The sequence below is a fragment of the Pseudonocardia sp. NPDC049154 genome (assembly GCF_040648315.1).
GTDB lineage: Bacteria > Actinomycetota > Actinomycetes > Mycobacteriales > Pseudonocardiaceae > Pseudonocardia.
Genome location: NZ_JBEZDN010000023.1, coordinates 37,900 through 50,713, shown reverse-complemented (window position 1 = coordinate 50,713; position 12,814 = coordinate 37,900). Strand labels below are relative to the sequence as shown.

The window sequence follows — 12,814 nt, the reverse complement described above, 5'->3', positions numbered from 1 at the left end:
GGGGGTCGGCACGGGCGACGCGACGTGCGGTCAGGGCGCGGCCCCGGTCCCGTGACCGGGGCCGCGCTCCCCCGAACGCCGTCTCAGGGGTGTCTCAGCGTCGTAGCGGTGCTTGCATCGGATGTTCACGAGCCCCCGCTAGGGTCGGCCGCGTGCTGCCCACGCTCCGAGCACGCCTCGCGTCCTGGTTCGTCCGCCGTCAGCTGGCCCGCATGAACCGGAAGGGACTCGACCTGGGGTCGCTGCTGCCCGACTCCGCGCTGATGCCGCTGCGCCGCGACGGGCTCGACCCGATCGCGGCCCTGGCCGAGAGCCGGGAGGCCGCGCCCGTCAGCCGGCTCGACCTGCCGGTGAAGATCAGTGTCTGGCTGGTCACCGGGCGTGACGAGGTCCGTTCCGTCCTCGGCTCCGTCGACACCTACTCGAGCGACTTCAACCACCTCGCCGTGCAGGTCGGGATGGCGGAGAGCGAGCACCCCGGGGGGCTCGGCTTCTCCGACCCGCCGGTGCACACCCGGCTGCGCAAGCTCCTCACCCCCGAGTTCACGATGCGCCGGCTCGCCCGGCTCACCCCGCGGATCGAGGAGATCGTGGGGGACTGCCTCGACCGGATGGACGCGGCCGAGGGCCCCATCGACCTCGTCGAGGAGTTCGCGCTGCCGATCCCGTCGCTCGTGATCTGCGAGCTGCTCGGGGTGCCGTACGCCGAGCGCGAGGCTTTCCAGGAGGTCGCGACCGCGCGGTTCGACCTGCTCGGCGGGGCCAGCGCCTCGCTCGGCGCGATCTCCGACTCGCTGGTCTTCCTGCGCGAGCAGGTCAAGAAGCAGCGCGACGCCCCCACGGACGGCCTGCTCGGCATGATCATCCGGGAGCACGGCGACCGGGTGGACGACGAGGAGCTCGCCGGTCTCGCCGACGGCGTCCTGACCGGCGGGTTCGAGACCACGGCCAGCATGCTCGCCCTCGGCACGCTCGCGCTGCTCGAGGACCGGGAGGCGGCCCGGATGATCCGCGAGGACGACGCCGCGGCCGGCCCGATCGTCGAGGAGCTCCTCCGCCACCTCACCGTCGTGCAGGTCGCGTTCCCGCGGTTCGCCACCCGGGACGTCGAGATCGGCGGGGTCGCGGTGCAGGAGGGCGACGCGGTGATCTGCTCGCTGCTCTCCGCCGACCGGGACGGCGAGGGGCTGGAGACCTTCGACCCGCACCGCGTGCCGGGCTCGCACTACGCCTTCGGCCACGGCATCCACCGCTGCATCGGCGCCGAGCTGGCCCGGATGGAGCTGCGCGCCGCCTACCCGGCCCTGTTGCGCCGGTTCCCCGACCTCCGCCTCGCGGTGCCGGTGGACGAGCTGGAGTTCCGGGACGCCTCGATCGTCTACGGGGTGGAGACGCTGCCCGTGCTCGCGCGCTGAGCGCGCCAGCTCTCGCAGAACTCGACGAACGCCGCCGCCCGGCGGGTGAGGCGTCCGGCCGCCGGCGTCGCCACCACGACCGGCATCGGCGGCAGGGGGTCACGGACCGCCAGGTGGCGCAGCGGTAGCCCTTCGGCACTGGAGCGGACCACGGGCTGCTGGATGAGCATGCCGAACCCGAGGCCCCGGGCGACGAGTGCGCGCACGGTCTCGACACTGCGCGTCCGGTGCCGGATGCGCGGCTCGACCCCGTGGTCGCGGAGCAGGCCGCCGAAGTACTCCTCGCTCGGCGGGACGTCGAGCATGATCATGTCCTGGTCCGCGAGGGCGGCGAGGGGCACGTCCGGCGCGGCGGCCAGCGGGTGGTCGGGTGCCACCAGCACGTAGGGCCAGGTCCGCTCGACCACGCGGGTCTCGATACCGGGCCGGATCCCCAGGTCGTAGAGCAGCGCGGCCTCGCAGTCCCCGGCCAGCAGCGCGCGCTGCAGGCCCTCCAGCGAGTCCTCCACGAAGTCCAGCCGGACCGCCGGGTGGGCCGCTCCGAACGCCTGGAGCAGGGGCGGCAGCACGAACGGGCCGAGGGTCCGGAAGCACCCGACGACCAGCCGCCCGGACAGGGCCCCGCCGAGGTCGCGGGCCCCGGCCACGAGATCCTCCGCCCGCGCGAGGAGGGACCGGGCCTCCGGCAGGAGCTCGCGCCCGGCGGCGGTCAGGGTGAGCCCGCGGGCCCGGTGCCGGAGCAGCAGCTGGACGCCCAGGCCGCGCTCCAGGTCGGCGACGGCCATCGAGACCGCGGACTGCGACACGTGCAGCCGCTGCGCGGCGCCGGACATCGTCCCGACCTCCGCGGCCGCGACGAAGTAGGCCAGCTGCCGCAGGTCGACGCGGGTCATCAGCAGAACTTATCCAGTGGGTCAAACCTATGTGCTTTACGGATCACGCGGCCGCGCCCATCCTGGGCGCACCCGACGACGGAGGTGGACCATGACCCCACCCGACACCCGTGGCTGCCCGGTCCGCGCGGACGTGGACCCGTTCGACCCGGCCTACCTCGCCGACCCGTATCCGCTGCTCGCGGAGCTGCGCGAGCACGAGCCGGTCACCTACCTGCCGGTCCTCGACATGTGGGCCGTCACCCGGCACGCCGACATCGACGCCGTCTTCCGGGACCCCGTGACCTTCTCGGCGTCGATCGCGCAGGATCCGATCTTCCCGCCCGCTCCCGAGGCCCGGGCGGTCCTGGCGGGCTTCCGCGCGGCCCCGACGATGTCGAACTGCGATCCGCCGAAGCACACCCGGATCCGCCGGCACACCGCGCGCGCGTTCTCCGCGCGGCGGATCGCGGTGGTGGAGCCGGCGATCCGGGCGAAGGCCGCGGAGCTGATCGCCGCGATGCTGCGCGAACCGGAACCCGACGTCGTCGAGTCCCTGACCTTCCCGCTGCCCGCCTCGATGATCTTCACGCTGATCGGCTTCCCGCCGGAGGACACGGAGATGTTGCGCGGGTGGTGCGGCAACCGCACGGCCTTCAGCTGGGGCCGGCCGACCGCCGAGGAGCAGACCGGGATCGCCCGGAACATGGTGCGGTACTGGCGGTACTGCGAGGAGTTCGTGCACGCGCGGCTCGCCGATCCGGCCGACGACTACACCAGCGACCTCCTCCGCGCGCACCTCGCCGACCCGGAGGACCTGACGGTCGACGAGATCGTCAACGTCGTCTACGGGCTGAGCTTCGCCGGCCACGAGACCACGACCAACCTCACGACCAACGGCCTGCGCCGGCTGCTGGAGGACCGCAGCCGGTGGGAGGCGCTGTGCGCCGATCCGGCGCTGGTCCCGGCCGCGGTCGAGGAGGTGCTCCGGTACGACACCAGCGTGATCGCCTGGCGGCGCCGCACAACCCGCCCGGTCGACGTGGGCGGGGTGCCGTTGCCGGCGAACGCCCGCCTGCTGCTCCTGCTCGGCGCGGCCGGGCGCGACCCGCGGGCCCACCCCGACCCGGACGTCTTCGACCTGCGGCGTGAGCCCCGTCCGCACCTGGCCTTCGGCAAGGGCGTGCACTTCTGCCTCGGCGCCCCGCTGGCCCGCTCGGAGTTCCGGATCCTGCTCGAGCTGCTCCTGGCGGCGGCGCCGGACCTCGAGCTCGTCCCGGACCAGGAGCTGCGGTTCTCCCCGAACGTCAGCTTCCGCGGCCCGCGCTGCCTGCTCGTGCGCCGCGGGGGTGGATGAGCCACCACCGGATCGAGGTGTGGTGGGTGTCACGGGCGGGTGTTACGGTCGGACAACCAAACGGACGTTAGACAACGACGCCTGATGTGCCGGAGGCCCTCGTGTCCGCACCCACCACGCCCGCCGCGCCCGACATCCTCTCGCCGGAGTTCGCGCGCGACCCCTACTCCGCCTACGCCGTGATGCGCGAGCACCACCCGCTGATCTGGCACGAGGCGACCTCGTCCTACGTGATCAGCCGCCACGCCGACGTCGTCCGGGCCTTCAAGGACCCGGTCTTCACCAGCCGGAACTACGAGTGGCAGCTCGAACCGGTGCACGGCCGGACGATCCTGCAGATGGACGGCCGGGAGCACGCGACGCACCGCAACCTGGTCGCGCCGGCCTTCCGGGGCCGCGAGCTGGCCGAGAAGTTCGTGCCGGTCATCGAGCGCAACTCGGCGGAGCTGATCGAGGCCTTCCGTTCGGCGGGCGAGGTCGACCTGGTCGACCGCTACGCGACCCGGTTCCCGATCAACGTCATCGTCGACATGCTGGGCCTGCCCAAGGGCGACCACGAGCACTTCCACCGCTGGTACACGTCGATCATGGCCTTCCTGTCCAACCTGTCCGGGGACGAGGAGGTCGTCGCGCAGGGCCTGGCGACCAAGGCCGAGTTCGAGGAGTACCTGCTCCCGATCATCGCCGCCCGCCGGGAGGACCCGGACGACGACCTGCTGTCCACCCTGTGCACGGCGGAGATCGACGGCGTCCGGATGAGCGACCACGAGATCAAGGCCTTCTGCAGCCTGCTGCTCACCGCGGGCGGCGAGACCACCGACAAGGCGATCGCCAGCCTGATGGTCAACCTGGTGGCGCACCCCGAGCAGCTCGCCGCGGTCCGCGCCGACCACTCCCTGATCGCGGCCGCGTTCGCCGAGACGCTGCGCTTCTCCCCGCCGGTGCACATGATCATGCGGCAGCCGGCCGAGGACGTGGAGCTCTCCGGCGGCGTCGTCCCGGCGGGGAGCACGGTGACCTGCCTCATCGGGGCGGCCAACCGGGACCCGGAGCGGTACGCGAACCCCGACGAGTTCGACCTGCACCGCCCCGATCTGGACCTGGCCCGGGCCTACACCGCGGGTGCCGGCCACACGGCGTTCGCGCTCGGGCGGCACTTCTGCGTGGGCGCGATGCTCGCCCGCACGGAGCTGGAGATCGGGATCGCCCAGCTGCTCGACGCGATGGACGACATCCGGTTCGCCGACGGCGCGCCGCCTCCCGAGTACGGCGTCTTCACCCGCGCACCGACCTCGCTGCCCCTGGTGTTCACGCCCGCCGGGTGACCCCGCCGCCCCCGCCGGCGCGACAGGCGGCCGGGAGGGGGTGGGGTGCCGGGGCGGTCGGTCAGTCCTGCCGCAGCTCGCGGCGCAGGAGCTTGCCCGTGGCCGACCGCGGGAGGGCGTGCACGATCTCCACCTCGCGCGGGTACTTGTAGGCCGCCATGCGGCGTCGGCAGTAGTCGATCAGTTCCGGCTCCGTCGCCCCGACCCCCGGGCGCAGCGCGACGTAGGCCCGGGTCGACTGCCCCCGGTAGTCGTCCGCGATGGCGACGACCGCCGCCTCCTGCACGGCGGGGTGGGTGGCGAGCACCTGCTCGACCTCGTGCGGCCAGACCTTGTACCCCGCCGCGTTGATCAGGTCGGTGCTGCGGTCGACGACGTAGAACCAGCCTTCGGCGTCCATGAACCCCACGTCGCCGGTCTTCAGTCCCGCGTCGGCGAAGGCGGCGGCCGTCGCGTCGGGCCGCCGCCAGTAGCCCGGCGCCACCTGGGGGCCGGAGGTCACCAGCTCGCCGATCTCGCCCGGCGGCAGGGGCTCGCCGTCGTCGTCGACGACGCGGACCATCGTGTCGAAGACCGGTACGCCGACGGAGAGCACGCCTGTGTCGCGGTCGACGGGCGCGCGGACGCCCGGCGGGACCATGTGCGTCGGTGACGACGACTCGGTCTGGCCGTAGACGTTGTGGATGTAGGAGCCGAGCGCCGCCTCCAGCCGGTCGGCGACCTCGGGGAGGATCGGCGAGCCCCCGGAGTAGAGCAGGCGCAACGACCGGAGGTCCCCCGTCCGGAGCCCCGGCTCCTCCGCGAGTGCGATGTACGCCGTGATCGGTGCGACGGCGAAGGAGGGCCGGTGCTCCCGGACGGCGTCCAGCACGACGCCGGGGTGGAAGCGGTGGGTCAGCACGACCGGGGAGCGGAGGGTGAACGCCAGCAGGATCGCGCCGACGAGGCCGGTGACGTGGAACACCGGTGCCATGGCGAGGACCGGTTCGCCGGCGCGCAGGCCCGTCCAGTCCCGGTAGGTCTGCGCGTTGAAGGCGAGGTTGCGGTGCGTCAGCATGGCCGCCTTCGGCTCGCCGGTCGTCCCGGAGGTCGGGGCGAGGACGGCGACGTCCGTCGGGACCGGCGGGACGTGCACCGGCGCCGGCCCGGCGAACGAGGCGACGAGGGCGCCCAGGTCGAGCGTGTCGCCGGGCCTGCAGCGGCGGGCTCCGGCGAACAGGCGCTCGTCAGGACGGGTCTGGTCGTCCAGGGGGGACGCCGTGACCACTGTGTGGACCCCCGTGTCGCCCTGGGCCAGCACGCCGCGGGCCACGTCCTCGTAGAGATCCTCGAGGGCGAGCAACGCGGTGGGGGCGTAGTCCCGCAGGGCGAACTCGAGCTCGCGCGCCTTGCTCATCGGGCTGACCAGGGCGGCGATGCCTCGCGCCTTCCACGCGGCGATCAGCCCGATCACGAACGCGGGATCGTTCTGCAGGTACAGGGCGAGCCGGTCTCCGGGGGCGAACCCGCGAGCCGTCAGCAACGCGGCGAGCGCGTCGGACGCAGTGTCGAGCCGGGCCCAGCTGATGCTCGTGCCGAAGTAGTGCAGGGCGGGAGCGTCAGGCGCCGCCTTCACTGCCGAGGTGAAGAGGGCGAGGGCCGACTCGTGCTCGACCTGCAGCGACGGGGCGCGCCCGGCGGGGTAACGCGCGAGCCACGGCCGTTCGTCGTCGACACTCATGCCCGCCTCCCGGCGACCGGGGCGAGGGTGACCGCTCCCACGTGCGGGGAGTCTACGGACCGGCGCGAGCCGCCTACGATGTTCAGCATGCCCGAACAGCCGGCCGGAGGGGTGGCGGTCCGACGGGCTCGTCAGCATGCCGGTCTGACGCTGCGGCAGCTCGCCGCCGATCTCGGGGTGAGCGTCGGCACGATGAGCGCGATCGAGAACGGGAAGGTCGGCCTCACCGTCGACCGCCTGCAGCAGATCGCGCGCCGCCTCGGGATGTCCGCGAGCCAGCTGCTCGACCCCGACACCGCCCCGCTCCCGGGCCCACCGCCGCCGGAGGCCTCCCCGCCTCCGGCGGGCTGGCGGGATTTCGCCGCACTCGACCTCGACCCGGTGCTCACCTCCGCGGTCGAGGTCTTCAACGAGACCGGCTACCACGGCGCGACCATGCGGGTCATCGCGACCGGCGCCGACATCAGTATCGCCGGCATGTACCACCACTACCCGAGCAAGCAGCGGCTCCTGGTGGCGCTGGTGGAGCTCGCCCTGCAGGACCTCCGCTGGCGTATCACGGCCGCGGCCGGCGACGCGGCCGGCACGGTGCAGGAATTCGCGAACATGGTCGAGGCCATGGCGCTCTTCCACACCGAGCGGGCCGAACTGGCCCACATCGTCCTCTCCGAGATGCGCAGCCTCGAGGAGCCCGACCGCAGCCGGCTGACCGGCCTTCAGGGCGAGATCCGGGAGGCCTTGGACAGCACCGCCTCCCGTGCCGTCGAGCAGGGGAGGTTCGCCGTGCGTGACCTGCCGACGACGATCCGGGCGATCACGACGATGTGTCTCGCCCTGCCCTACTGGTTCCCGGGCGACGGGTCACCCGGTGCGCCCGGGCCGGCAGGGCTCGCACGCCGGTACGCGGACCTGGCCCTGGACATGATGCGCGTGGTCCCGGACCAGGCGGGACCCGAGTTCAGCTGAGCTGAACTTCCGCGCTCGCAGCCGCGGACGCTCGCCGCGCGAGATCCTGCGTCGTTCCGCAGGTCAACCCAAACCAGGCCTTGACGGGACCGTCGGTCGTCAGCATCATCCTGAACACCGCCCGAGCGAACGTTCTGAATGCTCGGCGTCTGTTCAGTGCCGGTGATGTGCGTGTTGTGTGCGTGAAGGAGACGACGATGTCCGAAGTTCCTGCGATGCGCGAGCTCCTCGGCGAGGACGCCCCGAAGAACTGGGGCAAGTGGGGTCCCGACGACGAGCTGGGCTGCCTGAACTACCTCGACGCCGGTGAGGTGCTGCGCGGCGTGCAGCACGTGAAGTCGGGCGAGGTCTTCACGCTGCAGATCCACATGGGTCGCACCGAGAGCCCCGGGGACCCGATCTGGCCCGGCCGCAAGGGCATGTCGCGCCAGAACGAGCTCGACGAGTCCACGTGGGACGGTGCGGACGCCCCGGCCTTTCCCGGTGGCCTGCACTACGCGGACGACACCGCGCACATCTTCCTGCAGGGCTCCACGCAGTACGACGCGCTGGGCCACGTCTGGTACGACGGCCAGCTCTGGAACGGCTACGACGCCCGTACGACGATCGACGCGATGGACAAGGCGTCCGTGCTGCCGATCGCCGAGAAGGGGGTCGTCGGGCGCGGCGTGCTGATCGACATGGCCCGCCACCGTGGCAAGCAGTGGCTGGACAAGGGCGAGACGTTCGACCACACCGACCTCGAGGCCGCGGCGAAGAACCAGGGCGTCGAGATCGAGAAGCACGACGTGCTGGTCATCCGGACCGGTTGGATGAAGTACTGGTACGAGCTCAACGACCCGGAGACCTTCTACGACGGGTTCGTCGAGCCCGGCCTGACCTACTCCCGCGAGCTCGTCGAGTGGTTCCAGGAACGGGAGATCCCGAACCTGGTCACCGACACCATCGCCAACGAGGTCACCGCCGACCCGAACTCCGGTGTCGCCTTGCCGCTGCACTGCGCGCTGATGCGCAACCTCGGCGTCACGCTCACCGAGATCGCCTGGCTGGACGACCTCGCGGACGCCTGCGCCGCCGACAACCGCTGGTCCTTCCTGTACGCCGCCGCTCCGCTGAAGGTCGTGCACGGCACGGGCGCGCCGGTCAACCCCATCGCCATCCGCTGAGGGATTCGATGTCCGTCTACGACGACAAGCCCTGGCTCGCCCGCTACGACCAGGGCCAGCCGCATTCACTCACCCCGGAGTACGACTCCGCGCTCGACATGTTCCGCGCAACCGTCGCCCGGGCGGGCGACGCGGACGCGATCCGCTACTTCGACCGCCGCATCGGCTTCGCCGAGCTCGACGCCCTGACCGACGCGTTCGCCGCGGGGATCGCCGCCGAGGGCTTCCGACCGGGCGAGCGGGTCGCGATCTTCGCGCAGAACGTGCCGCAGTTCGTGATCGCCCAGGTCGGGACCTGGAAGGCGGGCGGGATCGCCGTCTCCGTCAACCCGATGAACAAGGAGCGCGAGCTTGCCGAGCTGCTGAAGGACTCCGAGGCCACGGTCCTGGTCGCCCTGCAGTCGCTGTACCGGGACGTGGCCACGAAGGTGCTCGACGGCACCGCCGTGCGGACCGTGATCACGACGTCCGAGCTGGACTTCCAGACCCGCGACGCGCCCGCCGTCTTCGCCGGGGTCGAGCGGATCGAGAGCCCCGGGACCACGGACCTGCTCGAGCTGCTCGAGGCTCACCGCGGCGCCACGCCGCCGGAGGTCACGCTGGGCCCCGACGACGTCGCCTTCCTGACCTACACCTCGGGGACCACGGGCCCGCCCAAGGGCGCCATGACCACCCACCGCAACGTCGTCTTCAACGCGCAGACCTACCGGGACTGGATCGGGATCGGCCCGGACGACGTCGTCCTCGGCATCGCCCCGCTGTTCCACATCACCGGGCTGGTCGGGCACATCGCCATCTCGCTGCTGTCCGGGGCCCCGTTGGTGCTGATGTACCGGCTGGACCCGGCACTGACGCTGGACGTCGCCGAGGCCGAAGGCGCCACGTTCACGGTCGGCTCGATCACCGTGTTCATCGCGTTGATGAACGCCCCCAACGCCGACAAGGCGAAGCTGGCCACGCTGACCAAGGTCTACTCGGGTGGCGCCCCCATCCCGCCCAGCACGGTCGACGCCTTCCGGGACGCCTTCGGCCACTACATCCACAACATCTACGGCCTGACCGAGACGACGTCGCCCTCGCACGGCGTCCCGTTCCACGCCGAGGCGCCGGTCGACCCGGCTTCCGGCGCGCTGTCGGTCGGGGTGCCCGTCTACGACACCGTCGTGCGGATCGTCGGCGAGGACGGGCAGGACCTGCCTCCGGGCGAGGTCGGCGAGCTGGTCACCGCGGGCCCGCAGGTCGTGGCCGGATACTGGAACAAGCCGGAGGAGACGGCCAGGGCGCTGCCCGAGGGTGTGCTGCACACCGGCGACGTCGGGTACATGGACGAGCAGGGCTGGTTCTACATCGTCGACCGGAAGAAGGACCAGATCAACGCCGGTGGCTACAAGATCTGGCCCCGCGAGGTCGAGGACGTCCTCTACGAGCACCCGGCAGTCCGCGAGGCGGCGGTCGTGGGCGTCCCGGACGAGTACCGCGGCGAGACCGTGAAGGCCTTCGTCTCGCTCAAGGCCGACGCCTCGACCACCCCGGAGGAGATCATCGCGTTCACCAAGGAGCGGATGGCCGCGTACAAGTACCCGCGGCAGGTCGAGATCCTCGACGAGATCCCGAAGACGGTCAGCGGCAAGGTGCTGCGGCGCGAGCTGCGCACCCGGAGCTGACGCCGCCGCGCTCGGCCCCTCCCGCCCGGGAGGGTGCCGGGCGGCCCCACCGGCACCCGTGTCGGCCCCTGGGCCCCGGCGCCGAGCATGCGACCGACGCGGCTCGGCGCCGGGGTCCCCCAACCCGGCCCGCCGCCCGGGCACCGCGCACCTCGGTGCGGAGTCCTGGTGCGGAGTCCTGGCCGGTGTGCCCGCCGGGACGACCGTCCCTGTTCCGCATACGCACGAAGGAGTGCTCGATGCCCAAGACAGTCCTCATCGCCGGCGCCAGCGGCCTCGTCGGGGCCGCTTGTGTCGACAGGTTCCTCGACGACGGCTGGAACGTGATCGCGGTGTCCCGCCGCGAGCCGGAGATCTTCGGCGACAAGCCCTTCCGCCACCTCCCCCTCGACCTGCAGGACGCCGAGGCCACGCGGGCAGGCGTCGCCGATCTCGCCGACGTCACGCATGTCGTCTACACGGCCGTGTTCGAGAAGCCGGGGCTGATCGCCGGCTGGACCGAGCAGGACCAGATGGACACCAACCTGGCGATGCTGCGCAACCTCGTCGAGCCGCTCGCCGAGAACGCCCGGCTCGAGCACGTCACCCTGCTGCAGGGCACCAAGGCCTACGGCATCCACCTGCACCCGATGCGGATCCCGGCACGGGAGCGGTACCCCCGGGACGACCACGCCAACTTCTACTGGCTGCAGGAGGACTACATCAAGGAGAAGTCCGCCGCGAAGGGGTTCCGCTTCACGATCATGCGCCCGCAGCTGATCGTCGGGCCGAACACCGGCGTGGTGATGAACCTTCCGCCCGTGATCGGGGCCTACGCCGCCATCTGCAAGGAGGAGGGTCGCCCGTTCGGCTTCCCGGGTGGCGTCTCCTACGTCTGGGAGGCCGTGGACACACGGCTCGTCGCCAACGCGATCCACTGGGCGGCCGAGGCGCCCGCCGCGGACGGGCAGCACTTCAACCTGACCAACGGCGAGGTGTTCGAATGGCGTGATCTGTGGCCGGCGATGGCCGAGGTCCTCGGCGTCCAGGTCGGCCCCGACGAGCCCTTGTCACTGGGGAAGTTGCTCCCGGAGAAGGCCGACGTCTGGGACCGGATCGTCGAGAAGCACGGCCTGCGCAGGCTCACCATCGAGCAGCTCCTCGGCGAGTCGCACCACTACGCCGACTTCTGCATGGCCTACGGCGCCGCCGAGCCTCCGCCGCCGGCGTTCGTCAGCACGGTCAAGATCAAGCAGGCCGGGTTCACGGAGGTCCGCGACACCGAGGAGACCTTCGTCCACTGGTTGAAGGTGTTGCAAGAGCGTCGAGTGCTCCCGCCCGCCTAGGCCGTGTCTCCCGACCCGCCACCACCGCTCCCGGCGCCCACGCCGTCCCCGCCGGCGTTGCCGGGCCACCCGATTACGCCCGGTATGAGGGCGGCCCGGCGGCCTTGCCGGGAACAACGTGGATCACCGGGCCCGGCGGCGCCAGGTTGAGAGACACGGCCTAGGAACACGGGGACCCGCCCCCGCGCCCGGCCGGTAGGCGCAGGCTGGCCGGGATCGGGCACCACCGACGGGTGCCTCGGCCGCCGCCGCGCGATCGGCCTCACGCGGCGGCGGCGAGGTCCGCCCGGGCGAGGAAGCCGACGACGAGGGCGCGGCAGGCGTCGGCCAGCTCGTCGGCGCGCGAGATGAGCTCGGCGCGCACCGCGTCGAGGTCCACCTCCGCGGCGACGGCCGCGGCGACGTCGGGCGCCCAGGACTCGGACCAGGTGGCGAACACGTCCGGGGTGATCTCGGGGTGGAACTGCAGGCCGAGGTGCGGTCCGAGGGCGAACGCCTGCAGGGCGACGGCGTTGCGGGACAGCTCCTCCGCCCCGGGCGGCAGGGTGAAGGCGTCGTAGTGGAACTCCATCCACCGCCCGGCCGGGAGCACGTCCGGCCGGAGGGTGTCCAGGTCGACCAGCCCGCGCTCCGGCTCGGGCGCGCGGCCGACGGTCCCGCCCAGCGCCCGGGCCAGCGCCTGTCCGCCGAAACAGATGCCGAGCACGGGCGTGCCGACCTCGACGGCGCGGCGCAGGAAGTCCAGCTCGGGCGCGAGCCACGGCAGGGAGTCGTCGTACGCGGCGTGCGCGGAGCCCATGACCACGACGAGGTCGCGGTCGGCGGGGTCCGGAACGCGGCCGTCGCCCAGGAAGGTCGCGATCTCGACGTCGACGCCCTGCTCGGCGAGGGCCGGCAGGACGGTCCCCGGGAGCCGGCGCTGCCGGAGGGGATCGGTCTCGTGGACGACGACGAGTGCGCGGGGCATGCCCCGTGGCTACCGGTTCGGAGCGCCTCCCGTCCAC

At 72.3% G+C, this 12,814-nt stretch carries 10 protein-coding genes; 7 read left to right on the top strand and 3 right to left on the bottom strand.

Annotated elements, in window-relative coordinates; translation table 11 throughout:
* Nucleotides 1-212: 212 nt before the first annotated feature.
* Complete coding sequence (locus tag AB0B41_RS14585; protein WP_358203047.1) at nucleotides 213-1,415, top strand: cytochrome P450; 1,203 nt, start codon at nucleotides 213-215, stop codon at nucleotides 1,413-1,415.
* Here the strand turns inward: AB0B41_RS14585 and AB0B41_RS14580 are convergent.
* A complete protein-coding gene (locus AB0B41_RS14580; protein WP_358202980.1) occupies nucleotides 1,379-2,308 on the bottom strand; it encodes a LysR family transcriptional regulator in 930 nt (309 codons plus the stop codon). The genes AB0B41_RS14585 and AB0B41_RS14580 overlap by 37 nt on opposite strands.
* Nucleotides 2,309-2,399: 91 nt before the next feature.
* On the opposite strand from AB0B41_RS14580, the gene AB0B41_RS14575 reads away from it, so the two are divergent.
* Both AB0B41_RS14575 and AB0B41_RS14570 read left to right on the top strand, forming a co-directional pair.
* Complete coding sequence (locus tag AB0B41_RS14575) at nucleotides 2,400-3,644, top strand: cytochrome P450 (RefSeq protein ID WP_358202978.1); 1,245 nt, start codon at nucleotides 2,400-2,402, stop codon at nucleotides 3,642-3,644.
* A gap of 101 nt (nucleotides 3,645-3,745) precedes the next feature.
* Nucleotides 3,746-4,969: a cytochrome P450 gene (locus AB0B41_RS14570; protein ID WP_358202976.1), complete on the top strand. Its 1,224-nt coding sequence runs from the start codon at nucleotides 3,746-3,748 to the stop codon at nucleotides 4,967-4,969.
* 61 nt (nucleotides 4,970-5,030) lie between these two features.
* Here the strand turns inward: AB0B41_RS14570 and AB0B41_RS14565 are convergent, their stop codons facing one another.
* Nucleotides 5,031-6,689: an AMP-binding protein gene (locus tag AB0B41_RS14565; protein WP_358202973.1), complete on the bottom strand. Its 1,659-nt coding sequence runs from the start codon at nucleotides 6,687-6,689 to the stop codon at nucleotides 5,031-5,033.
* An 87-nt stretch (nucleotides 6,690-6,776) separates the two neighbouring features.
* Between AB0B41_RS14565 and AB0B41_RS14560 the strand changes: the two genes are divergently transcribed.
* From AB0B41_RS14560 to AB0B41_RS14545, 4 genes are all read left to right on the top strand, one after another.
* The gene (locus AB0B41_RS14560) at nucleotides 6,777-7,655 is read left to right on the top strand and encodes a TetR family transcriptional regulator (RefSeq protein WP_358202971.1); all 879 of its coding nucleotides are present in this window, start codon (nucleotides 6,777-6,779) and stop codon (nucleotides 7,653-7,655) included.
* Nucleotides 7,656-7,852: 197 nt separating this feature from the next.
* Nucleotides 7,853-8,821 carry a cyclase family protein gene (locus AB0B41_RS14555; RefSeq protein ID WP_358202969.1) on the top strand — a complete coding sequence of 323 codons (969 nt, stop codon included), beginning with the start codon at nucleotides 7,853-7,855 and terminating at the stop codon, nucleotides 8,819-8,821.
* An 8-nt stretch (nucleotides 8,822-8,829) separates the two neighbouring features.
* Nucleotides 8,830-10,485, top strand: a complete 1,656-nt coding sequence (locus AB0B41_RS14550; protein WP_358202967.1) for an AMP-binding protein — start codon at nucleotides 8,830-8,832, stop codon at nucleotides 10,483-10,485.
* Between the two features lie 239 nt (nucleotides 10,486-10,724).
* A complete protein-coding gene (locus tag AB0B41_RS14545; RefSeq protein ID WP_358202965.1) occupies nucleotides 10,725-11,810 on the top strand; it encodes an SDR family oxidoreductase in 1,086 nt (361 codons plus the stop codon).
* 262 nt (nucleotides 11,811-12,072) lie between these two features.
* On the opposite strand, the gene AB0B41_RS14540 is transcribed toward AB0B41_RS14545, so the two are convergent.
* Nucleotides 12,073-12,777, bottom strand: coding sequence for a type 1 glutamine amidotransferase (locus tag AB0B41_RS14540; protein WP_358202963.1), 705 nt, complete (start codon nucleotides 12,775-12,777; stop codon nucleotides 12,073-12,075).
* Nucleotides 12,778-12,814: the final 37 nt, after the last annotated feature.